This is a genomic window from Mesorhizobium sp. WSM4833, from assembly GCF_055811095.1.
Genome location: NZ_JBVVQG010000007.1, coordinates 243,531 through 264,797, shown reverse-complemented (window position 1 = coordinate 264,797; position 21,267 = coordinate 243,531). Strand labels below are relative to the sequence as shown.

Annotated in this window: 17 protein-coding genes; 5 read left to right on the top strand and 12 right to left on the bottom strand. The window is 63.0% G+C overall.

Annotation, left to right across the window (positions count from 1 at the left end):
- Window positions 1-206 precede the first annotated feature (206 nt).
- The 3 genes from AC0L2D_RS16450 to AC0L2D_RS16440 form a co-directional block, all read right to left on the bottom strand.
- Window positions 207-1,346, bottom strand: coding sequence for an alpha-hydroxy acid oxidase (locus tag AC0L2D_RS16450; protein WP_473541554.1), 1,140 nt, complete (start codon window positions 1,344-1,346; stop codon window positions 207-209).
- Between the two features lie 101 nt (window positions 1,347-1,447).
- Window positions 1,448-2,548: an isocitrate/isopropylmalate dehydrogenase family protein gene (locus tag AC0L2D_RS16445; RefSeq protein WP_127368603.1), complete on the bottom strand. Its 1,101-nt coding sequence runs from the start codon at window positions 2,546-2,548 to the stop codon at window positions 1,448-1,450.
- 25 nt (window positions 2,549-2,573) lie between these two features.
- Complete coding sequence (locus tag AC0L2D_RS16440; RefSeq protein WP_473541553.1) at window positions 2,574-3,317, bottom strand: glucose 1-dehydrogenase; 744 nt, start codon at window positions 3,315-3,317, stop codon at window positions 2,574-2,576.
- 141 nt (window positions 3,318-3,458) lie between these two features.
- Between AC0L2D_RS16440 and AC0L2D_RS16435 the strand changes: the two genes are divergently transcribed.
- A complete protein-coding gene (locus AC0L2D_RS16435) occupies window positions 3,459-4,955 on the top strand; it encodes an aldehyde dehydrogenase family protein (RefSeq protein ID WP_473541552.1) in 1,497 nt (498 codons plus the stop codon).
- A 100-nt stretch (window positions 4,956-5,055) separates the two neighbouring features.
- On the opposite strand, the gene AC0L2D_RS16430 is transcribed toward AC0L2D_RS16435, so the two are convergent.
- The 9 genes from AC0L2D_RS16430 to AC0L2D_RS16390 all read right to left on the bottom strand — a co-directional run bounded on the left by AC0L2D_RS16430 (window position 5,056) and on the right by AC0L2D_RS16390 (window position 16,758).
- Window positions 5,056-5,952 (bottom strand): LysR family transcriptional regulator, encoded by an 897-nt coding sequence (locus AC0L2D_RS16430; protein WP_473541551.1) that lies wholly within the window; start codon window positions 5,950-5,952, stop codon window positions 5,056-5,058.
- A gap of 124 nt (window positions 5,953-6,076) precedes the next feature.
- Complete coding sequence (locus tag AC0L2D_RS16425) at window positions 6,077-7,576, bottom strand: sugar ABC transporter ATP-binding protein (protein WP_024502414.1); 1,500 nt, start codon at window positions 7,574-7,576, stop codon at window positions 6,077-6,079.
- Window positions 7,577-7,579: 3 nt separating this feature from the next.
- A complete protein-coding gene (locus tag AC0L2D_RS16420) occupies window positions 7,580-8,674 on the bottom strand; it encodes a strictosidine synthase (RefSeq protein ID WP_473541550.1) in 1,095 nt (364 codons plus the stop codon).
- Window positions 8,671-10,788: an ABC transporter permease gene (locus AC0L2D_RS16415; protein ID WP_473541549.1), complete on the bottom strand. Its 2,118-nt coding sequence runs from the start codon at window positions 10,786-10,788 to the stop codon at window positions 8,671-8,673. Before AC0L2D_RS16415 ends, AC0L2D_RS16420 begins: the two co-directional genes overlap by 4 nt.
- A 12-nt stretch (window positions 10,789-10,800) precedes the next feature.
- Window positions 10,801-11,817: a sugar ABC transporter substrate-binding protein gene (locus AC0L2D_RS16410; RefSeq protein ID WP_064994996.1), complete on the bottom strand. Its 1,017-nt coding sequence runs from the start codon at window positions 11,815-11,817 to the stop codon at window positions 10,801-10,803.
- 33 nt (window positions 11,818-11,850) lie between these two features.
- Window positions 11,851-12,804 carry an ABC transporter permease gene (locus AC0L2D_RS16405; RefSeq protein ID WP_473541548.1) on the bottom strand — a complete coding sequence of 318 codons (954 nt, stop codon included), beginning with the start codon at window positions 12,802-12,804 and terminating at the stop codon, window positions 11,851-11,853.
- Between the two features lie 394 nt (window positions 12,805-13,198).
- Window positions 13,199-14,023, bottom strand: a complete 825-nt coding sequence (locus AC0L2D_RS16400; RefSeq protein WP_473541547.1) for an alpha/beta hydrolase — start codon at window positions 14,021-14,023, stop codon at window positions 13,199-13,201.
- A gap of 10 nt (window positions 14,024-14,033) precedes the next feature.
- Entirely contained in the window at window positions 14,034-15,515 is a 1,482-nt protein-coding gene (locus AC0L2D_RS16395; RefSeq protein WP_473541546.1) for an NAD-dependent succinate-semialdehyde dehydrogenase, read from the bottom strand.
- A gap of 16 nt (window positions 15,516-15,531) precedes the next feature.
- Entirely contained in the window at window positions 15,532-16,758 is a 1,227-nt protein-coding gene (locus AC0L2D_RS16390) for an iron-containing alcohol dehydrogenase (protein WP_024502418.1), read from the bottom strand.
- Between the two features lie 176 nt (window positions 16,759-16,934).
- On the opposite strand from AC0L2D_RS16390, the gene AC0L2D_RS16385 reads away from it, so the two are divergent.
- From AC0L2D_RS16385 to AC0L2D_RS16370, 4 genes are read left to right on the top strand one after another with little or no spacing between them, the layout of a single operon-like run.
- Complete coding sequence (locus AC0L2D_RS16385) at window positions 16,935-17,636, top strand: GntR family transcriptional regulator (protein ID WP_013533133.1); 702 nt, start codon at window positions 16,935-16,937, stop codon at window positions 17,634-17,636.
- 11 nt (window positions 17,637-17,647) lie between these two features.
- The gene (locus AC0L2D_RS16380) at window positions 17,648-19,240 is read left to right on the top strand and encodes a sugar ABC transporter ATP-binding protein (protein ID WP_473541545.1); all 1,593 of its coding nucleotides are present in this window, start codon (window positions 17,648-17,650) and stop codon (window positions 19,238-19,240) included.
- Entirely contained in the window at window positions 19,228-20,226 is a 999-nt protein-coding gene (locus AC0L2D_RS16375) for an ABC transporter permease (protein WP_473541544.1), read from the top strand. The genes AC0L2D_RS16380 and AC0L2D_RS16375 overlap by 13 nt, the downstream gene beginning before the upstream one ends.
- Before the next feature lie 54 nt (window positions 20,227-20,280).
- On the top strand, window positions 20,281-21,231 hold the full coding sequence (locus AC0L2D_RS16370) for a substrate-binding domain-containing protein (protein ID WP_013533130.1): 951 nt from the start codon (window positions 20,281-20,283) through the stop codon (window positions 21,229-21,231).
- Window positions 21,232-21,267 lie beyond the last annotated feature (36 nt).

Genomic DNA, 21,267 nt, shown 5'->3' with positions numbered 1-21,267 from the left:
CTAGCGGGTGTGCATCAAACAAGTGCTCTCTGACAGGCGGCCGTTGGGCTTGGGAAGGAGCGGCGTGTGAGGGCGGCAATTGGTCGGCCGCCCGCAGCCGCTTGCACAACCGCGATAGCAAAACCTTGGCATGATGAGGAAGAAGAATATTGGACGAGCGGGGGTTTTCTGTACCTCTTGACCAAGCGTGAGCACTCGTCTTGGCGCTATGCTATCATTTCTGATCCCGCTTCCTGAAAACGGGGGATCCCGCAGAGCCTGAGGCAAGTCACCACTTCGTCCAGGATGATATCCAGTGCCTTGGCCACGCCGGGCTCGCCAGCCACGGCGCCGAACAGGGCGGCCCGGCCGATCGCCGCGACGGTGGCGCCGCGTGCCTTGGCCTTGACGATGTCCGTGCCCGTGCGGATACCGGAATCGATGAGGATCGGGATTTGGGCGCCAAGTGCCTGACGGATAGCGGGCAGGGCGTCGATGCTCGATACAGCACCGTCGAGCTGGCGGCCTCCATGGTTGGACACCCAGATGCCATCGGCACCAGCCGCCACCAGTCGCGACGCATCGCCCGGGTGCAGGACGCCCTTGACCAGCAGCCGGCCTTTCCACCAGTCGCGGATCTGGCGGAAATCGTCCCAGTCGAAACCTGCATGGAGGCTGCCGCCAACACGCGCGGCGATCGTCAGGCCGGCGCTGTTGTCATCGAGATAGCCGCGGACGTTCTCGAACTGGGGCAGACCGCCGCGCAGCAGGCGCAGCGACCAGCCAGGATGAAGCATGCCTTCCCAGAGATGCCGGGCCGAAGGCCGCAGTGGGATAGATATGCCGTTCCTAAGATCCTTTTCGCGCTTGCCACCGGCTTGCAGATCAACGGTCACCACCAGCGTCGAATAGCCAAATTCTTCCGCTCGCCTCACCAACTGGCGATTGAAGTCGAAATCCTTGAGCACATAAAGCTGGAACCACAGCGGCCCCTGTACGGCTCGCGCCATGCCTTCGATGCTGGCCGTGGCCATGGTGGAGAGCGTGTAGGGGATGCTGCGAGCGGTTGCCGCCCTCGCGATGGCAATGTCGGCTCCGGGCCTGACCAGCGCGCAGGAGCCCATCGGGCTGATCACCAGCGGTGTTGGCAAGGTCTCGGACCAGAGCGTCGTGGAAACGTTCGGATGCGAAACATCGGTAAGCACGCGCGGCAAAATTCTGATCTTTTCGAAATCGCTTCGATTGGCTTTGAGGGTGAGTTCTTGCCCCGCCCCGCCATCGATGAATTCGAAGACCGATTTCGGCAGACGACGACGGGCAAGCGTGCGAAAGTCCTCGACCGAAACCTGGCGATCGAGAGCGCCCATCTCAGGTCTGGACCCTGTGCCGGCCGGCGATGAATATCCGGCGCATGAGCGTCTGGCCGACCTTGCCAGGTCCAACAAGATTTATCCTTGGCTTGGTCATATCAGTCGCGCCCGGCAGCGAGCCGGTCGCAGACCGAACGGGTTATCTCGCTGGTCGACGCCCTGCCTTTCAGATCGGCGCTCAGAAGCCCGTTGGCCAGGCAGTCCTCGGTCACGCGACGGATGCGCGCTGCGGCCTGGTTGAGTCTCTCGTCGCCATGCTTGTGGCCGAGCCAGTCGAGCATCGAGGCTGCCGACAGGATCGTCCCATACGGATTGGCGATACCCTGGCCGGCAATGTCGGGCGCCGAGCCGTGCGCGGCCTGGAAGAAGCCGTTGGCCGCGCCGATCTCGGCTGAAGGCGCCATGCCCATCCCGCCCACCGTCGCGGCGGCGAGGTCGGACAGGATGTCGCCGAACATGTTCTCGCTGACGATGACGTTGAAATGGCCCGGTTTCACCACGAGATGCATCGCCATGGCGTCGACCAGCGCGTGCTCGGTCGCGATATCGGGATAGTCCTTCGCCACTTCGTCGAAGACGGAGCGAAAGAAGGCATAGCTGCGCAGCACGTTGGCCTTGTCGCAGCAGGTCACCCGGCGCACGCCGTCACGGGGCGCGCCGCCCGACTGGCGCGCCAGTTCGAAGGCCTTGCGTGCGATACGCTCGATGCCGGAGCGGGTCTGCACCAGCGTGTCGACCGCCACTTCGCCGCGCAACAGCGCGCCCGATCCCCGCGCGGCGTAAAGCCCTTCGCTGTTCTCGCGCAAGATGATGTAGTCGATATCGCCGGCCTTCACTCCGCTCAACGGGCTCGGCACGCCCTCGAAAAGCCTGACGGGGCGGATATTGGCATAGAGATCGAGTTCGAAGCGCAGCCTCAGCGTGAAATCCAGGCCTGCTTCGGTCCCATCGGCATGGATGACGCCCGGCAAGCCGCCCGCACCATGCAGGATGGCGTCCGCCTCGCGGCAGGCCTGGAAGGTCGGCTCGGGAAAGCTCTGGCCGGTCTTCAGGAAATGCTCGGCTCCGGCCGGGTATTCGCTGAAGTGCAAGGGGCTGCCGGGACCGAGCGCTGCTTTTACCACTTGAACCGCTGCGGCGCAGACTTCCGGGCCGATGCCGTCGCCATGCACCACGGCGATTTCGTAGACAGGCTTCATCGCCAACTCCCAAATGGTCTAACGCTCAGATGCACTTGCCGCCATCGACGTTGAGGTCGACGCCGGTGATCATGCTGGCCTCGTCGGAGCACAGGAATGCCGCGGCATTGCCCATGTCCGCCGGCGTAGACAGCCTGCCGATCGGAATGGTGGCGACGACGCGGGCGCGGTTCTCCTCGCCGGAGCCGATGAAAGTGGACAGAAGTGGCGTGTCGCCGGCAACCGGGTTGATGGCGTTGACGCGGATGCCGAAGGGGGCGAGTTCCACGGCCATGGCCCGGGTGGCGGCAATCGCCCAGCCTTTGGAAGCATTGTACCAGGTCAAATTCGGGCGCGGCGAGACGCCGCCGGTGGAGGCGACGTTGAGGATGGCGCCCGATTTGATGGATTTGAAATGCGCAACGACCGCACGGGCGCCATTGTAGATGGATCGCATGTTGACGTTGGCGATCCGGTCGAACATCTCTTCGTCCATCGTCTCGAGCGCCAAGGGCGGCTGGGCCACGCCGGCATTGTTGACCAGTATATCGAGACCGCTAAAGGCCGAGCGGGCCAGGTCTGCCGCCGCTTCGAAGCTTCCGAGTGTCGAGACGTCGCCAGTGATTGGCCGCACATTTTCGCCGACTTCGGCAGCAACGCGGGCCGCGGCGGCCTCATCACGGTCCATCAACACGACCAGCGCACCTTCGGTGACGAATTTCCTGACGATGCCTTCGCCAAATCCCGAACCGCCGCCCGTGACGATAGCGACCTTGCCAGCAAGTCTCATATCTGTTCCTCCGTTGCCGGCACCATCGGGGAAGTCGCGTGCATTGCACAGTCCGATTATCTGAACGCCCTTTTAGCTTTCCTTGTTTGAGGTCAACCGGCGTGGGAGTCATAGTCGCCACGGAATTGTGAGGAGGAAGAGATGACGCTGAATTTCGACCCGCGGGCGAAGGCCACGGCGCTCTACCATGGCGAATTCCGGCCGATGTTCGTCGGCGGCAAGTGGGTTCCGGCACAATCCGGCCAGGAGATGCAGGCGCTCAACCCGGCGACTGGCGAAGTGTTGGCCACCGTGCCGCGTGGCTCGGCGGCCGACATCGATGCGGCGGTGGACGCTGCGCGCACGGCCTTCGAAGGGCCGTGGTCAAAATTCTCGCCCTACGAGCGGCAGTGCGTGCTTCTGCGCATCGCCGATCTCTTCGAGACCCATTGGGAAGAACTCAGCGTTTCCGACACTCTCGACATGGGACTGCCGATCACGCGCACGCTCGCCAACCGGCGGCGCGTCATCGGCATGCTGCGCTTTTATGCGGGCATGGCGACCGCGCTGCATGGCGAATCCATAGACAATTCGATCCCCGGCGAGATCGTCTCGTTCACAAGGCGCGAGCCGGTAGGCGTTGTCGGCGCGATCATCCCCTGGAACGCTCCGACCGCAGCGTCGATCTGGAAGATCGCGCCGGCGCTCGCCACCGGCTGCACCATCGTGCTGAAGCCCTCGGAGGATGCTTCGTTGACGCCGCTGCTGATCGCCGGGCTGATGCAGGAGGCCGGCGTTCCCGACGGCGTCGTCAACGTCGTCACCGGCACCGGGACAGAGGCCGGGGCGCGGCTCGCTGAACATCCCGACGTCAACAAGATCGTCTTCACCGGCTCGACGCTGACCGGCCAGGCCATCGCGCGGGCGGGCGTGACCAACCTCAAGCGCGTTTCCCTGGAGCTCGGCGGCAAATCACCGATCATCGTCTGCCGCGATGCCGACATCGACAAGGCGGTTCCGGTCGCCGCGATGGCTGTGTTCGTGCATTCGGGCCAGATCTGCATCGCCGGTTCGCGGCTTTTCGTGGCCCGCGAAATCCATGACGAATTCGTGCGCCGGGTCGCCGAGTTTGCCGGCAGGCTTCGCATCGGCCATGGCATCGAGGCGGAAACCGAAATCGGCCCGCTCATCAATGCCAGGCAGGCCGGCAAGGTGGTGGGCTATATCAAGGCCGGCCGCGACGAAGGCGCGGAACTGATGGCGGGCGGCTCGCGACTGACCGGCGGGCCCTACGACGGCGGCAATTTCATCGCGCCGACTGTCTTCGGTGCGGTGTCGGACAAGATGACCATCGCGCGTGAAGAGATCTTTGGTCCGGTGATTTCGGCGATGCCGTTCGACACGCTCGACGAAGCCGTGGCGCGGGCCAATGCGACGCCCTATGGCCTGGCGGCCGGCATTTTCACCAGTCATCTTGGCACCGCCCACAAGCTCGCCCGCCGCATCAAGGCCGGCTCGGTATGGGTCAACATGTACCACGCCATCGACCCGGCGGTGCCGTTCGGCGGGATGAAGATGTCCGGCTACGGCCGCGAGGGCGGCATCGAACATCTGCATGAATATCTGGAGACCAAGTCGATCTGGATCCAGACCGACTGAGGGTGCGCTGATATTCAGGAGAGGCCGGGCTGCCAATGGCGGCGTTCCCAACGCACCATTCTCGGCGCTCGTGCAAGGTGCCTGTCCGAAGGCGCGACGCTCAGTTTGCCAGTTCGCGCAAATTGGTTCGGATGAGGTTCATCAGCTGTTCGGAGAAGGAGTGGTGCACATAGCCCCGCGCGGTGATGATGCCGACCGAGCGGTGGGCGTCGCGATGGTCGATCGGCACCACCCGCATACGCTCGTCATTGCGCGAAATGGCGATGCCGGGCACCACGCAGACGCCAAGTCCCGAACACACCAGCGCCACCGCCGTCTGTGCGCTTTCGACCTCGTATTGCGGCTTGAACTCGATGCCTTCCGCCGCCGTCAGCCGATCGACAAGGCCGCGCACGGCGGTCTTGCGGCTGAGCAGGATGAGCGGATAGCGCAGCAGGTCCGAGAGCAGCAGCTTCCTTTCGCCACCGTATACTTCCGTGGGGATGCAGGCCATCAGCGGATCGTCGAGGATGGACTCGAACTGGAAGTCCGTCAGGTTTGGCAGTTCGGGGCCGATGTAGAACTCGACCTCCTGCTGTTGTAAAAGGCCAAGCGCGGCCTGTGGCGGGCTCTCGATGACCTCGACGATGCTGCGTGGATAGCGCAACTTGAATGTCGCCAGGATATCGCCCAGCCGGCTTGCCGCGAGCGTCGGCGCGCAGGCGATCTGCACTTTGCCCTTGCGCCGAGCGGCGACCTCCGTCAGGCGGTCGAGGCTGGTCTGCACCTGAGACATCACGTTGGCGATCTCCTCGAACAGGATCTGGCCTTCCGGCGTCAGGCTGGCACGCTGTGCGGTGCGGATGAACAGCGAGATACCGATCTGCTCCTCAAGGTCGCGAATCTGCATCGAGACCGCCGATGGCGAACGGTTGCTCTCCTCGGCAGCACGTCGGAAGCTGCCGTTTTCGGCGGCAAGCAGGAACGTCTGCAGAAGTTTGAGGTTGACGCTGGGCATATCCGCTCGGGCAGGGTGATCTGGCCCCTGACCTATTCAGACGCGGAACCGATTGCAAGGCAATAGGGCAGGCCAGACATTGGTCCTGGCTTGGCCGGCAAAAGTGTCTCTCTTGTCGAGCCGCTCAATGAACCGCGGCGAACATGACGCGTTCCTCGGTGGCCTCCGAAAGCATCATCTCCTCGACAACGCGGCCGCGCTTGACCACCAGAATGCGATCCGAAACGGCGAGAATTTCAGGCAGGTAGGACGAGATGACAACGACGGCCATGCCTTGCTCGGCGAGATCGCTGATGAGCTGGTGGATCTCGACGATGGCGCCGACGTCGACCCCGCGTGTCGGCTCGTCGAAGATCACCAGCCTCGGCTTCTGAATCAGCGATTTGGCGATCACGACCTTTTGCTGGTTACCGCCGGAGAGCTCGATCATCCGGGCTCGGTCGCTGGTCTGCCGCAGGCTCAGACGTTCGCCCCATTCGCGGGCAAGTTGCCTGGCTCGCGCCAGCGACACCATGGAGACGGGATTGGCGCCCTCGGTCAGTTCACCCATTTGCAGGTTCTCGCCCGCGGTCATGGTTTCGAAGAAACCGTCGACCTTGCGATCCTCGGTGACATAGACGATGCCGTCGCGCACCGCAGGCCTGGGCACCCGATAGCGCACCGACTTGCCGAGCAGGCGGATCTCGCCGCCGTGGAAGATGTTGCGCTTCAACAGTCCGGCGACGACCTTGGCCATTTCGGTGCGGCCGGCGCCGACAAGGCCGAACATGCCGGTGACCTGGCCTGAAAACACCGAGAAGGAAGAGTTGCGCACCAGACCGGCGCAGGACAGATTCTCGACCGAAAGCACCTTGTCGCCATAGGGGCGCGCCGTGCGCTTGACCTCGCCATGCAGCGTTTCGGTGAGCGTGCGGCCGACCATGGCCTGCACGATCGAGGCGCGGGTGAAACCCTTGGCCTCGCCGGACGCGACGATCTCGCCATCGCGCATGACCGTGATGCGGTTGGCGACGGCAAGCGCCTCTTCCAGCGCATGGGTGATGAAGATGACGGCGATGCCCTCCTTCACCAGCCGCTGCAAAAGTTTGAAGAAGTGGCTCTTCTCTTCAGGCGTCAGCGTCGCGGTCGGCTCGTCGAAGATGATGACGCGGGCCTTGTGGTGGACGGCGCGCGCGATCTCCACCATCTGCTTGTGCGCCGCGCCCAGCGTGCTGACCTGCGCGGACGGGTCGACCTGGAAGCCCATGCCGGCGAGGAACTGCCGCGCCTGAATGTAGAGGCCGCGCAACCGGTTGAACATCTTCTCTTCGCCGAGATAGAGATTCTGCGCTACGGTCATGGCCGGCACCAGGTTGGTTTCCTGGAACACCATGGCGATTCCGGCGCGCAGCGCTTCGGCGGGCGTGGCGAAGGACACATCCTTGCCGTCGAAGGTCATCTTGCCCTCGGTCAGCTTGAAGACACCGGCCATGACCTTGGTCAGCGTCGACTTGCCGGCGCCGTTTTCCCCGAGCAGCGCGTGGATTTCGCCTTTGCGCAGGTCGAAATTGACATTCTTGAAGGCCGGAATGCGCGCGAATGCCTTGGCGGCATCCCTGAGTTCAATGATGTTGGCGTCCGACATCGCTTAGCCTCGCTTGCCGCTGGCGGCGCTCGCCACGCGTACGATCCTCGATCCGCCGCGCGAGGCGACCAGCAGATCATCGCCCAGCTCGCAGGCGCTCAGCGTCCCGTGCACCTTGCCGTCTGCGCGCGAATGGAAACTCGACAGCGGCTTCATGTTCTGGTCGCAAAGAACCACCAGCCCGTAGGACCTTGTCACCGCGTATGGCTTCAGCACGTTCATCTGCTTCAACTGGCTGCCTTGCATGGGCTCGCGATAGTCGCGCCATGAGCCGAGCGACGGCGCCATCCAGTAGGCCTCCGGGACTTCCGCCAGCATGCGGGTGCGGTAGGTCTCCTCGCGCAGGATGAACTCCACCAGTTGGTTGCGCACGGAATAGAAGGTCAGCCAATAGCCGGCGTTGAAGGCCGGGGCGATGCGGGCGGGGTAGGCCGGCAGATGCTCCAGCACGGGCAGCGTCGCCGTGGTGGCAAGGTCGATCGCCAGCACGCGGTGGCGCCAGGCCTCCGAAACGTAGATGCGGTTGGAGCCGGTGGTGGCGATGCCGGCCGGCCAGGCCAAGCCGTCCCTGACAAGCTCCAGCCGGCCGTTTTTTAGATCGAGCCGCCAGACCGAACCGGACACGCTCTTCTGCATCAGGTCGCGACGCCAACCGCTCGCCGGCACTGAGGCCGAACCGTTGGCCACCAGCAAGGTGTTGCTGTCGAGGAAGGTGAGAGCGGTGATGCAGGAAAGGCGCCGAGCCTCCTCACCCGTCGCCTCGCGCCCGTCATACAGGCCGCCGTGGACGACGACGCCCTTGCCGTCGATGGCCATCGCGGTCATGCCGCGGGCATGGGCGAGTGCGGTGATCTCGCCCGGAAATTCCTGCAAGGTTTCGGCATGGCCGTCGGCGCTAAAGCGCATCAGCCGGTTGGCGCTGCTTGCCAGAATGCCCTTTTCGGTGCGTACGAGATTGTCGGCCTCGGCGAGGCCGGCGAACGGCTCGGCTTCCTCCAGTCCTTGGTTGGGCAGCAACGGCCCGTCGAGCGTCGGCACGGTCACTGCCCACTCGCCACGGCCGAGAAAGCGGTCAAGAAGCTGGCTCAAACCGCTCATGGCTTTTTGCCCCAGTAGGAATCCGAGCTGAACCAGTCGGGATCGACGCCTTTCAAGGGCAAGGTGCCCATGCGGTTGTTGAAGATGCCGCAGAGATAGAGGATGCCCTTGTGCTCGCGCATCGAGGTGATCATCGGATGCTTCTCGCCGGCCTGGTCCCACAGGCTTTCGAGGATCTGGCCGTTCTCGTCGAAGCGCAGCACGCAGCCGGTGTTGAGATTGGGCATCAGCCACGCGTCTTCCGATACGCGCCGCGCCATGCGACGGCGGAAGCTCGGCATTTCAAGCGAGAGATCCAAGGCCGGCGTGCGCATGCCCATCAGGGCCAGCCAGTAGGTACCGTCGGAGGCGCGGTTGATGTTGTCGGGATAGCCGGGCAAGCCCTCGATGACGCGCTCGACTTGGCCCTTCTTCGGGCCATCGAAATAGTAGCGGCTGATGCGGCAGGCCCAGCTTTCGGCGAACAGCACCGACTGGCCGTCGAAGGTCGTGCAGATGCCGTTGGGGAAGACGAGGTTCGACAGCAGTGTGCGTGTCGAACCGGATTTGGGATCATGGACGATGATGCGTCCGTTGCCGCGGCTTTCCAGCGCGTCGGCATACCAGTCATGCATTTCGAAGCGCACTGTCGCTTCCGAGAAGACGATACGGCCGTCCGGCAGGATGTCGCAGTCGTCGGCGAGCTTCATGGTCGAGTCGTCGACCACCGAGGTCAGTGAGCGGTTGGTTTCGGCGGTCAGCAGCTTTACGTCGCCGGCCGGCGAGACCTGATAGAGGCCCATGCCGGCGACGCAGATGACGAGATTGTCGTCGCGGTCGAAAGCCATGCCGAGCGGCGAGCCGCCAATATGTGCGAACACTTCGCTATCGGTGTAATGGGGCGGCTGGAAGCGCAGGATCTCGCCCTGGCGGCTGCCGGTGTAGAGACGGTCCTGCCGGTCGAAGATCACATCCTCCGCGCCATCGAGAACGCCGAGGCCGATGACGCCGACGTCCTTCAACCGGTCATTCACCGCCATTGGCGCGCCGGGCGCGGTCGAGATCGCCTGCGGCATCTTGGCGAAGGTTGGCGAGATGTAGACGCTGCGCAGGATCTTGTGGCGGTTCTTCACCCAGCGAACGTCGAGAAGCACCGACAAAAGCAGCACGATGCCGAGGATCAGGAAATTGACCGGGCCGGGCACGGCCAGCGCAAGCAGACTGTTCGACAGGACAAGCACGAAGACGGTGCCCATCAGCGCCTTGGCGACCGAGCCGCGCCCGCCGCCTAGCGAGATGCCGCCGAGCACGGTCGCGGTCAACACCTGCAGTTCGAGACCGGTGCCGATGTCGGAAGCGGCACTGCCGATGCGGGCCGAGAAGAAGAAGCCGGAGAGCGCCACCAGTACCGAGCACAAGACATAGGCGCTGAACAAGATGAAGCGCACATTGATGCCGGCATTGTAGGCAGAGCGGCGCGCGCCGCCGACCGCGAACAGCCGCCAGCCATAGCGGGCGCGCGACAGCACGAGATGGATGATCAGCGCGATGACGACGAACACCACAAAGGATGTCGGCACGCCCCAGATTGTGCCGAAACCAAGGAAATCATAGGCCGGCGAATCCGGACCGCTGGTGACGATCCGCGTCGAGACCTGCGGGAAGACGATGTCGAAGGTCGAGCGGTAGATGATGAGCGTCACCAGCGTGGTGAGAAACGCCCGCATGCGCAGGAAGCCAACCAGGAAGCCGTTGATGGCGCCGCAGACGACGCCGAGGCCCAGGCACGCCAACAGGCCGGTACCAAAGCTCCACTGCTCGACATTCATCCCATAGAGCGTGACCAGCACGGCGAGCGCGAAGGTCGACCCGACAGACAGATCGATGCCGCCTGACACCATGACGATGGTCATGCCGAGCACCACAAGGCCAAGCTCGGCGGTCTGGCCGCTGAGATTGGTCAGCGTCGCCAGATCGAAGAAGCCCGGCACGATCGAGCCGAAGATCGCGCACAAAATGACCAGCGCCGTGAAGGGGATGACGCTGTCGATCCACTTCTTGGTCAGGATCTCCCCGACCACGTGGTCGGGGAGCAGGCGGTAGCGCCAGCGCACAAGGCTTTCAGCCATGCTCATCAAGGAAGTCCGTTACTTGAGCTCGTCCAGCTTCCAGCAATTCCTGCCGGTCGCATTGGCCTTGTCGACGCGGGTGATCGGGCCGAAGAAGATGGTCTTCTCGCTACCCGCCTGCCGGCCGGGCTGCTGCAGCAGCTCGGAAATCTGTTGTGCTGCGATCTCGGCCTGGATCGGGGCATTAAAGTTGAAGATCACGTCGAGCAGCCCGTTCTTGATGCTCTCGCAGCCCGTGGCGCTGCCCGCGCCATTGGTGACGATCGTCACCTGGTCCTGCTTGCCGGCGGCCACGACGGCGGCACCGGCGCCGACCTCGGCATTATCCCAGATGCCCATGATGCCGCACAGGTCCGGATGCTGCTGGAGGACCGTCTCGGTGATCTGGCGGGCCTTTTCGCTCATGTAATCGGCCGGCTGGTCGGAGACGAGCTGCAGCTCGGGATTGGCCTTCAGCACCTCGTCGATGCCGGTGCGCATGTAGATGTTGGCGGCACCCGTCTGGACGCCGGCGAGCCAGACCACCTTGTGCGAGACGGCATTGGGCCCGGTGCAGTGCTTGGCCAGTTCGCCCATTTCGAGACGGCCCATTTCGATCCAGTCGTTGCCGACATAACTGTCCGTCTGGGTGGCCGACTGCATGTTGACTTGCAGCACCTTGATGCCGGCCGCCTGCGCCTGTTTCAACAGGCGTGCGTAGGTCTGGACGTCGGGGTTCTGCACGATGATCAGGTCCGGTTTCTCGGCGATGGCGCCCTGCATGGCGCGAATGCCGGCATTGGTGTCGCCGGAGGGATCGCGCACTTCGAGGCTGAAGCCGTAGCGTGCCGCGTGACGTTGCCACACCACCACCCATGCCTGGTTGAGGTCCATGCCCTGCGAGATTGGCACGAAGATGACCTTCTTGCCCTTGAGCGCCTCGAGATAGGTGGAGCGGCCGACCTGATCAGTTTCCTGCGCCGTGGCGATTTTCGCCGCGCCCAGCAGCGCGAGCGCTGTCATGCCCGCGAGCAGGCAGTTCTTGAACAACTTCATGGTATCCTCCCAGATTTATGTCTCGGTTTTTGTTCAGATGTCGCCGCTTTGCGAGGTCTGCTCGTCGCGCGGATTGATGATGGCGTCGATCGCCAGCGCGCCCAGCAGGATCACGCTCTTGATCAGGTTCTGGCTGGTGTAGCTGAAGTTCAGGATCGTCATGCCGTTGGTCAGGATGCCGACCAGGATGGTGCCGACGATGACGTTGCGTACGCCGCCCTGGCCACCGGAGAGGCCGATGCCGCCCAGCACGACCACCAGCAGCACGTCATAGATCAGGCTGGAATTGTAGAGGCGCGTGTCGATGCCGGTGACCAGCCCCAGCATGATGATGCCGGCGATATAGGCAATGAGGGCGCTGATGACATATTGCGTCACGATGATCGGGCGCGTCGGCAGCCCGGTCGTGCGGGCCGCGTTCGGGTTGTCGCCAGTAGCATAGACCAGCCGGCCGAAGCGGGTCTTCCTCAGGAAAAAGCCCATGAGCGCGGCCACCGCCGCGAAGATGATCACCGACATCGGGATGCCGAGGATGGTTCCGTTGCCGACGAATTTCAGCCAGCCGATATCGGAGGGGGCATAGAGCACGTCGGACGCAAAGACGATGCGGCCAGAGCCGTAGACCGAGGACGCGATGGCAAGGGTGGCGAAGATCGGCGGAATTTCGGCCACCGCCACCATGACGCCGGTGAACAGGCCGATGGCCGCGACCAGGATGGCCCCGAAGACGACGGCCAGCGTGAAGTCGACGCCCCAGGTGGAGATCCAAATGCTGAACGCGACGCCGACGACCATCACCGCCACCATGGTCAGGTCGATGCCGCGCCCAACGACGATGAACCCCATGCCGACGGCCAGCGTGCCGAGGATCGAGACATTCTTGAGAATGGCAAGGATGTTGCCCTGGCTCAGGAAATTGTTGAGCGTCGCCGAGAACACCAGGAAGAGGACGGCCGAGATCGCGCCGACGACGAGTTCCTGGGACATTTTGATGCCCAAGCGCGCGGTGTCGGATTTGCCCGAACCAGCCAAGTCAGTTCCTCCCTCGCTGCCGGTTTGAACCAGCGGCGTGCCAAAGCGGCCTTGCCCCAGGGGCTTTGCCGCGACGACGTTCCTCCACAGCCCTAAGCCGGCTGCTTGCGTGAAGACCATCGCGGCTCAGGGCGGCAGGGGCAATTTCGATTTTCTGATGCGCTGTGCAGTTCGTCAGTGTGGAAAAAGAGGATGAGGAATCGTCGGTTGTGTGCTCTGCCGGATTTCACCTGTCGCAAAGCTCAGCCCGATGCCGGCAGCGTGCCGCGATCCCCATGACGGTACTTTCCTGAGTGACGGGAGTGTCAAGTAAGGCACAAGCGGGCCCTGCTCTCCCTGGGTTTCCGTCCTACAGGCCGTTTCCATCGATCATCGCCATCAGGCAATCGCCAGCTTGTGTGCCGCTGATGCCCAGATCACGCACGCTGTTCATGTGGTTTCGGTCATTCAGGCGGAGGTCGCTGACAGGGTGCCCCTGCGCGCGCAAGCGCTTTCCGAAGTCGGCGGCCTGCTGGTGAAAAGGTGACGTTTCCTGATCTCCGACGAGAATGGTCGCTGCCGTCTCCCGGTCATGCCACCGCGTCATTGGGGTGAAGGCAGCTGCCTCCTCATCGGTGATGCCGATTAACGGCTGGAGGAAGGAGGTCTGAAGGGGCTTGAGGTCGTAAAGGCCGCCTAGCAGCAGCGCCGCACGTATGCGCGACGGCATTGGCGCCTTTTCGAACAGGAATGTGGCCAGGTGCGCACCCGCCGAATGACCACTTACGCTTAGCCGGGCAGGGTCGCCGCCATGGGCGGCTATATTGTCCAGCACCCATTGTTTGGCACGCCGGATCTGGTCGACGATTGCCGCCATCCTGAATTCGGGCATCAGCGCATAGTCGACGATGACCGCGACCGCCCCAGCTTTGGTGACTGTGTTCGCTACATAAGAATAGTCGCTCCTGGAGAACATGCGCCAGTAGCCACCATGGATGAAGATGTGCACGGGAAGATCCCTGCGCACGCCGGGCGGAAAGAACAGGTCCAACCTTTCGGCCTCGCCCTCGCCATAGGCGATACCCGCCGACATCGGCAGGGTCGCCCGGGTTTCGGCGCTGCGAGTCACTATGTCGGCCACGATATCGTCAAAATCGGCCACATGGTCGCGCGTGCGGAAAGGGTCCTTTGACATGACTGCCGGTTCAGAAGGTGACGGCAATATATTTAGCCTCCATGAACTCGGCGATGCCGTGGTGCTGGCCGCCTTCGCGGCCAAGGCCGCTCTGCTTGACGCCTCCGAATGGTGCGGCCGGATCCGACATCAGTCCCCGGTTGAGGCCGATCATGCCGGCCTCGATCCCCGACGCCACCCGCATGCCGCGCCCAACATCGCGTGTGTATATATAAGCGGCCAGGCCATATTCCGTGTTGTTGGCATGCGCGATGGCCTCGGCCTCGGTGTCGAAGCGTGTGATAGGTGCCACCGGGCCGAAAATCTCCTCTTGCGCCATCTCCGCATCGGGCGGCACATCGGACAGCACTGTGGGCGGATAGAAGAATCCTTCTTCCTCCGAAATCGCCCCGCCGCAAAGCACCTTGGCTCCCCGGCCCACCGCGTCCTTGACCAGGCGGTCGATCTTGTCGACAGCCTTTCTGGTGATCATCGGCCCGCACTCGGTGTCGGCATTCGGGCCCGCCCCCACCTTAAGTGCCGCCATGCGCTTGCGGAGCCCGTCGGCAAAAGCATCATAGATTCCCGATTGCACATAGAGGCGATTGGCGGCGGTGCAGGCTTCGCCGGCGTTGCGCATCTTGGCGATCATCGCGCCATCGAGGGCGGCGTCGAGATCGGCATCGTCGAAGACGACGAACGGGGCATTGCCGCCGAGTTCCATCGAACACGAAATGACATGCTTTGAAGCCTCGCCGAGCAAGGTTCGGCCGACACCCGTCGATCCCGTGAAGGACAGTTTCCTGACCCGCGGATCGGCAAGCATGGCCGAAGTCAGCGGCCCAGGACTGGTCGTGGTCAGCACGTTGACGACGCCGGCAGGCACGCCGGCTTCGCTGTAGAGTGCCGCCAGCGCATAGGCCGTCAGCGGTGTTTCGCTGGCCGGCTTCAGGACGACAGTGCAGCCTGCCGCCAGCGCCGGCGCGATCTTGCGGGTCGCCATCGCGGCCGGAAAATTCCACGGTGTGATCAGCACGCAAATTCCGATCGGCTCATAATCGACCACGATCCGGTTGGTGCCGGATGGCGCGGTGCCGAATTCACCGGTGATCCGGACCGCCTCTTCGGCATTCCAGCGGAAGAACTCGGCGGCATAAGCCACTTCGCCGCGCGCGTCGCGCAGCGCCTTGCCGTTCTCCAGCGAGATCAGCATGGCGAGCGTTTCGGAGCGTTCGACCATCAGTTCGAAACAGCGCCTGAGGATTTCCGAGCGTTTGCGCGGCGCAGTTTCCCGCCATCTCCTAGCTGCTTTGGCCGCCGCCTCGACGGCGGCGGTGGCGTCCTCGACCGTCGCATCGGGAACCGCCGCGATCACCGCCCCGGAGGAGGGATCGACGACATCGATGAGCCGACCGTCGGAGGACGACCGCCAAGTGCCGTCGATGTAGAGTCCGTGCGAAAAACCGCGCACGTCATAGCCATCCTGGTCGAGTTGCTGAGCGTTCAAATTCATCGCTTTGTTCCGTTTCTCACATAACGCAGGCGGCGAGGTCGCCGTCATGGGCGGCCTGGACGAGGCGTCGCATCGTGCCGAGATCGAACGCACGCGGATTGTTCTTGATCAGGCGGTCGATGCCGAGCGCTTGCTCGGCGGTCCAGTCAAGCTTATCGGCAGGGAGGCCCAGATCCGCCAGTGTCGGCGTAATACCGATCGCCGCGAACAATCGCCTGATCTCCTCGATCGTGGCGGCTGCCATCTCGTCGGCGGTTCGCGCCTTGGCCTCCAAGCCAAGTGCCGCGCCGATCTCTGCCATCTCGTGAGCGGCGACGCGGCTGTTATAGGTCATCACGTAAGGCATCATTGTGGCCACGCCCAAACCATGGGCGGTGTGGGTGAGGGCGCCTGCCGGGTATTGCACGGCATGCGCCGCCGCCGTGCCGGCGGTGCCGAACGCGCAGCCCGCCGCCAGAGCGCCCATCATGACATCGGCACGCGCGTCGGCATCCGTGCCGTCGCTGCAGGCTTTCTCCAGACTCCGGCCAAGCAGCTTTATCGCGAGCAACGCGAAATGGTCTGTCAGCGCAGTCTTGCCGATGAAGACATGCTGTTGCGGCAGATTGGGGTCTTCACCGCGCCGCATGGCGGTGAAGGCCTCAATCGCATGGGTCAAGGCGTCGGCGCCGGCGATCGCGGTCAGGCCAGGCGGACAGGTCATTGTCAGCTCGGGATCGCACAGAGCGACCGCGGCGATAAGGTGAGGGCTCGATATGCCGACCTTGAGCGTCCGGTCCGGGTCGGAAATCACCGCGACCGGCGTCACCTCGGAGCCGGTGCCGGCCGTGGTGGGTACGGCGATCAGCGGCAGTGTCTGACCCGGCACCTTGAACTCCCCGTAATAGTCCTGGAGCTTGCCGCCATGGCTGAGCAGCAGGGTGGCGCATTTGGCGAAATCGAGACAGCTGCCGCCGCCGATGCCGATCACCATATCCGGCCCGAACCCCTTCGCTTCCTCGACGCAGATGCCGACCGTGTCGCGTGGCACGTCGGGCAGAACACGATCATGCACCAGGACCTCGATCGAGGCTGACTGAAGGGACTTGATGATGTCGGCGAATACCGTTGTGCCCGCGAAACGCTCGTCGGTGCAGACCAGCGCGCGTCGGCCGAACCGGGCGGCGACCGTCGGCAGCACATGGCGTTGCCCCTTCCCGAACAGGATTTCGCGCGGCAACCGCAGGGCGGCGAAGAGGGTCATGATTGGTCCTTTGACGGCTGCTGACTGGAAACGGAGGCATTGAACTCGGTCTGGATCGGACGGTTTAAGAGTGTGTCTCTCGCACTTAAAAGATATCCGCTTTAAAATCGTATAGGATATAGGATTGCATCCGCGGAACCATCGTGTTAGCAGTCCTCACTGTCAAGAGGCAAAATATGCAGACCGCAAACTTACCCGACCCAAGCGACGCCAGCATTGGAGCTGGTCGCATCCAGCGCGCCAACAGTCTCGTCGAAGATGTCTATGAAGCCATCTTCGCGCAGTTGATGGCGCTGAAGATCCCCCCCGGCTCGCGCATCACAGTCGACAGCCTGGTCAAGGAATTCAACGTCTCGCACACGCCGATCCGGGAAGCCCTCGGACGGCTCGAAGGCGAAGGCCTGGTGCTCAAGACGCATCTGATCGGTTATCGTGCCGCGCCCCAGATCACCCGGCGCCGTTTCGACGAATTATACGAGATGCGTCTGCTGCTCGAGCCGCATGGCGCCGCAAAGGCCGCCGCAACAATGGACGACGCCAAGCTCGATCTGTTGCTCGAAGCTGCCGGCGTGATGTCACGCCGCGAAGGCAAGGATGATCGCGTGCGCTATTCGAATTTCGCCAGGCAGGATGCGATCTTCCACGACAAGATCATGGAGTTTTCTCAAAACGAACTCATCCGCGAGACGTTGAGCCACCAGCACACGCACTTCCACATCTTCCGCCTGATGTTCCATGCACGCGTGACCGAGGAGGCGCTTGACGAACACGAGGCGATCCTTGCCGCGTTCGGCTCGGCCGATCCCGATGCCGCCGAAAAGGCGATGCGCATCCATATAGAGCACTCGCGCGATCGCCTGCTCCCGGCATTCGATTGAGGTCGGAACGGATGTCCATTGCCGCGAATATCGCCGGCGAGGGCGGGAGCACGTTGTCCAGCGAAGCGCCTGGTTCGCTTGAACCGGTGCTGCGCGCCCAGGAATTGTCCAAGCAATACGGCCCAGTGACGGTGCTGTCGGACGTCACCCTGGACGTCCTGCCGGGAGAGATCCACGCCATCATTGGCGAGAACGGTGCCGGCAAGTCGACGTTGATGCGGCTGCTGTCCGGCTATGTCGAGCCAAGCCACGGCACGTTGTCGATGAACGGACACGCGGTGAAATTTGCCAAGCCTGCCCAAGCACAGGATGCCGGTATCGCTTTGGTTCATCAGGAGATCCTGCTCGCCGAGGGGCTCACGGTCACCGACAATCTGTTTCTCGGGCGAGAGCTTTCGCGTGGCCATGTCGTGGATGACCGCACCATGCGCCGGCTGGCAACCGAGAAACTGGCGCAGATCGGCTGCGCGGTCTCGCCAAGGGCACTGGTGCGCGACGTTTCGCTGGCAGACCGGCAGATGGTGCAGATCGCTCGCGCCCTGCTTGACGACCACAAGGTGGTTATCTTCGACGAGCCGACCGCCGTTCTGACCGGTGGCGAGGTCGAGCGCCTGCTGGAGATCGTCCTGCAACTGAAGGCTCACGGCACCGCCGTGCTCTATATCAGCCACCGGTTGGATGAGGTGCAGCGGGTCGCAGACAAAGTGACCGTTCTGCGCGACGGCAAGATGGTCGGCACCTATCCCGGCAAGACGCTGAGCCAGATGGACATGGCGCGGCTGATGGTCGGGCGCGAACTGGCAGCGCTCTATCCTGAGAGAACCGCAGCGCCTTCGGATGTACCGATGCTGAGCGTAAGGAACGCCTCCGTTCCCGGCTATGTGGAGGACGTGTCGTTCACGGTCCACAAGGGCGAGATCCTGGGGTTCGCCGGTATGGTCGGCGCAGGCCGAACCGAACTCTTCGAGGGCGTTATCGGCTTGCGCCCGGCAGTTGCCAAGATCGAACTTGAGGGCAAGTCGGTCCATTTCCAATCGCCGCGCGCGGCGATCGACGCCGGCGTCGGTTACCTGACCGAGGATCGCAAGGGCAAGGGACTGCTGCTGCAAGAGCACCTGGCGCCTAACCTGACGCTGTCGGCGCTCGATGTGTTTCATCCCGGCCTCTCGATGGGTCGGCGCCGCGAAGCGCAAGCCTTGGAACAGGCCGTGGAGACATATGACATCAGGCTGAAGAGCCTCGGCGCCAAAGCGGCCCAGCTTTCCGGGGGCAATCAGCAGAAGCTGCTGCTGGCGAAGGTGCTGCTGACCGATCCTTCGGTGGTCATTATCGACGAGCCCACGCGTGGCATCGACATCGCCAACAAGGCGCAGATCTATGCCTTCATCCAGGAGCTTGTGGCCAAGGGCAAGGCCTGCATCGTCATCTCTTCGGAGATGCAGGAATTGATCGGCATCTGCGACCGCATCCTGGTGATGCGCGAAGGCCGCATCACCGGCGAGGTCAGTGGCGCCGAAATGACCGAAAGCAATGTGGCGGTACTGGCGACCAGTGGCCCCAAGCAAGGGCCAAAAGCCAAGGGAGGCACAAAATGGCTGTCATGAGCGAATCCGCACCCAGGCGTCGCCCCCTCGATCTCAACATCAGTTGGACCGATATCGGGCCTTTTCTTGCGCTGGCAGCTCTGCTGGTGGTCGGTTACCTCATCAACCCCGATTTCCTGTCCGCCACCAACCTCGCCAACGTCATCACCCGCAGCGCCTTCATTGCTATTATCGCGGTCGGCGCGACATTTGTGATCTCGTCGGGGGGGCTCGATCTTTCCGTCGGCTCGATGGCCGCCTTCATCACCGGCATCACCATCATGTTCATGAACGCGGTGGCGCCGCATGCCGGCATCTGGGCTATTCCCGCCGGTATGGCGGTTGCGATCCTGGTCGGCCTGGTGTGCGGGCTTGCCAACGGACTCATCGTCACGGTCGGCAGGATCGAACCGTTTATCGTCACGCTGGGCACGATGGGGATTTTCCGGGCGCTGATAACCTATCTGACCGATGGCGGCACGATACCGATCGACAGGTCGTTGCGCGAGGCCTACCGGCCTGTCTATTTCGGCACGGTCGGCGGGATCCCGGTTCCAATTCTCATATCCATCGCAGTCGCCGCGGTCGCATCCTTCATCCTTTACAAGATGAAATATGGGCGCAAATGTGCGGCGGTCGGCGCCAATGAGGATGTCGCCCGTTATTCCGGCATCTCGGTGATCAGGACACGGACCGTGGCCTATATCGTCCAGGGTGTCTGTGTGGCGATTGCCGCGATCTGCTACGTGCCGCGCCTGGGCGCCGCAACGCCGACGACCGGACAGCTTTGGGAACTGCAGGTCATCACCGCCGTGGTGATTGGCGGCACCGCATTGCGCGGCGGCAAGGGCCATGTGTGGGGGACAGTCGCCGGCGCCGTCATCCTGGAACTCATCGCCAACCTCATGGTGCTCTCGGACTTCGTCTCCGAATACCTCGTTGCCGCTGTTCAAGGCGTCATCATCATCATCGCCATGCTCATCCAGCGGTTTTCGAATTCGAAATAGCGCCGCGTCCGGACCACGCGGATTAACGTTCTTGTAGGTCCAAGGGAGAAGACAATGTTCAGTAGAAAATGGATTGCGGCAGCGACACTTGGCGCGCTGCTGCTGGCCGGCCAGGCCATGGCGCAAGACAAGAAGGTCATCGCGGTGTCGATACCGGCCGCTGACCACGGTTGGACAGCGGGCATCGTCTACCACGCACAAGCGGCGGCCAAGGAAATCAACGCCGCCTTCCCGAACGTCGAAGTGGTCGTGAAGACGTCGCCGTCCGCGGCGGAGCAGGTCAGCGCGCTTGAGGACCTGTCGGCCAGCCGCAAGCTGGATGCTCTGGTGATCCTGCCTTACAGCTCGGAAGAGCTGACCCAGCCGGTCAAGGCTATCAAGGACATGGGCACGTTCATCACCGTCGTCGATCGCGGTCTGACTGACGCCTCCGTCCAGGATCTCTACCTCGCCGGCGACAATATCGCGGTTGGCACCAACACCGCCAAGTTCATGATCGACAAGCTTGGCGGCAAGGGCGACGTCGTTGTGTTGCGCGGCATTCCGACCGTCATCGACGACGAGCGCATCAAGGGCTTCCAGGACACGATCAAAGGCACTGATCTGAAAGTCCTCGACATCCAGTACGCGCATTGGAACAGCGACGAAGCCTTCAAGCTGATGCAGGACTATCTGGCCAAGTACCCGCATATCGATGCGGTGTGGGCCAATGACGACGACATGCTGCTTGGCGTGCTCGAGGCGGTCAAGCAGTCGGGGCGGACCGACATCAAGCTTGCGCTCGGTGGCAACGGCATGAAGGACATCGTCAAGAAAGTGATCGACGGCGACGCCATGACGCCGGTCGAGACGCCATACCCGCCGTCGATGATCAAGACCGCGATCTACATGACAGTCGCCAACCTGATCGGCCAGGCACCCGTCCGTGGCACCGTCAAGCTCGACGCGCCGTTGATCACCCAGGCCAACGCCAAGGAATATTACTTTCCGGATTCGCCATTCTGACCCTATCCGATTTCACAGAAAGGCAGGCGCAGTCTG

Bases quoted from the DNA above. Each gene is read 5' to 3' on its own strand.
- AC0L2D_RS16445 (WP_127368603.1), bottom strand. From the start codon at position 2,548: ATGAAGCCTGTCTACGAAATCGCCGTGGTGCATGGCGACGGCATCGGC.
- AC0L2D_RS16415 (WP_473541549.1), bottom strand. From the start codon at position 10,788: ATGAGCATGGCTGAAAGCCTTGTGCGCTGGCGCTACCGCCTGCTCCCC.
- AC0L2D_RS16375 (WP_473541544.1), top strand. From the start codon at position 19,228: ATGGCTGTCATGAGCGAATCCGCACCCAGGCGTCGCCCCCTCGATCTC.
- AC0L2D_RS16440 (WP_473541553.1), bottom strand. From the start codon at position 3,317: ATGAGACTTGCTGGCAAGGTCGCTATCGTCACGGGCGGCGGTTCGGGA.
- AC0L2D_RS16425 (WP_024502414.1), bottom strand. From the start codon at position 7,576: ATGTCGGACGCCAACATCATTGAACTCAGGGATGCCGCCAAGGCATTC.
- AC0L2D_RS16405 (WP_473541548.1), bottom strand. From the start codon at position 12,804: ATGTCCCAGGAACTCGTCGTCGGCGCGATCTCGGCCGTCCTCTTCCTG.
- AC0L2D_RS16370 (WP_013533130.1), top strand. From the start codon at position 20,281: ATGTTCAGTAGAAAATGGATTGCGGCAGCGACACTTGGCGCGCTGCTG.
- AC0L2D_RS16435 (WP_473541552.1), top strand. From the start codon at position 3,459: ATGACGCTGAATTTCGACCCGCGGGCGAAGGCCACGGCGCTCTACCAT.
- AC0L2D_RS16395 (WP_473541546.1), bottom strand. From the start codon at position 15,515: ATGAATTTGAACGCTCAGCAACTCGACCAGGATGGCTATGACGTGCGC.
- AC0L2D_RS16430 (WP_473541551.1), bottom strand. From the start codon at position 5,952: ATGCCCAGCGTCAACCTCAAACTTCTGCAGACGTTCCTGCTTGCCGCC.
- AC0L2D_RS16420 (WP_473541550.1), bottom strand. From the start codon at position 8,674: ATGAGCGGTTTGAGCCAGCTTCTTGACCGCTTTCTCGGCCGTGGCGAG.
- AC0L2D_RS16400 (WP_473541547.1), bottom strand. From the start codon at position 14,023: ATGTCAAAGGACCCTTTCCGCACGCGCGACCATGTGGCCGATTTTGAC.
- AC0L2D_RS16390 (WP_024502418.1), bottom strand. From the start codon at position 16,758: ATGACCCTCTTCGCCGCCCTGCGGTTGCCGCGCGAAATCCTGTTCGGG.
- AC0L2D_RS16380 (WP_473541545.1), top strand. From the start codon at position 17,648: ATGTCCATTGCCGCGAATATCGCCGGCGAGGGCGGGAGCACGTTGTCC.
- AC0L2D_RS16385 (WP_013533133.1), top strand. From the start codon at position 16,935: ATGCAGACCGCAAACTTACCCGACCCAAGCGACGCCAGCATTGGAGCT.
- AC0L2D_RS16450 (WP_473541554.1), bottom strand. From the start codon at position 1,346: ATGGGCGCTCTCGATCGCCAGGTTTCGGTCGAGGACTTTCGCACGCTT.
- AC0L2D_RS16410 (WP_064994996.1), bottom strand. From the start codon at position 11,817: ATGAAGTTGTTCAAGAACTGCCTGCTCGCGGGCATGACAGCGCTCGCG.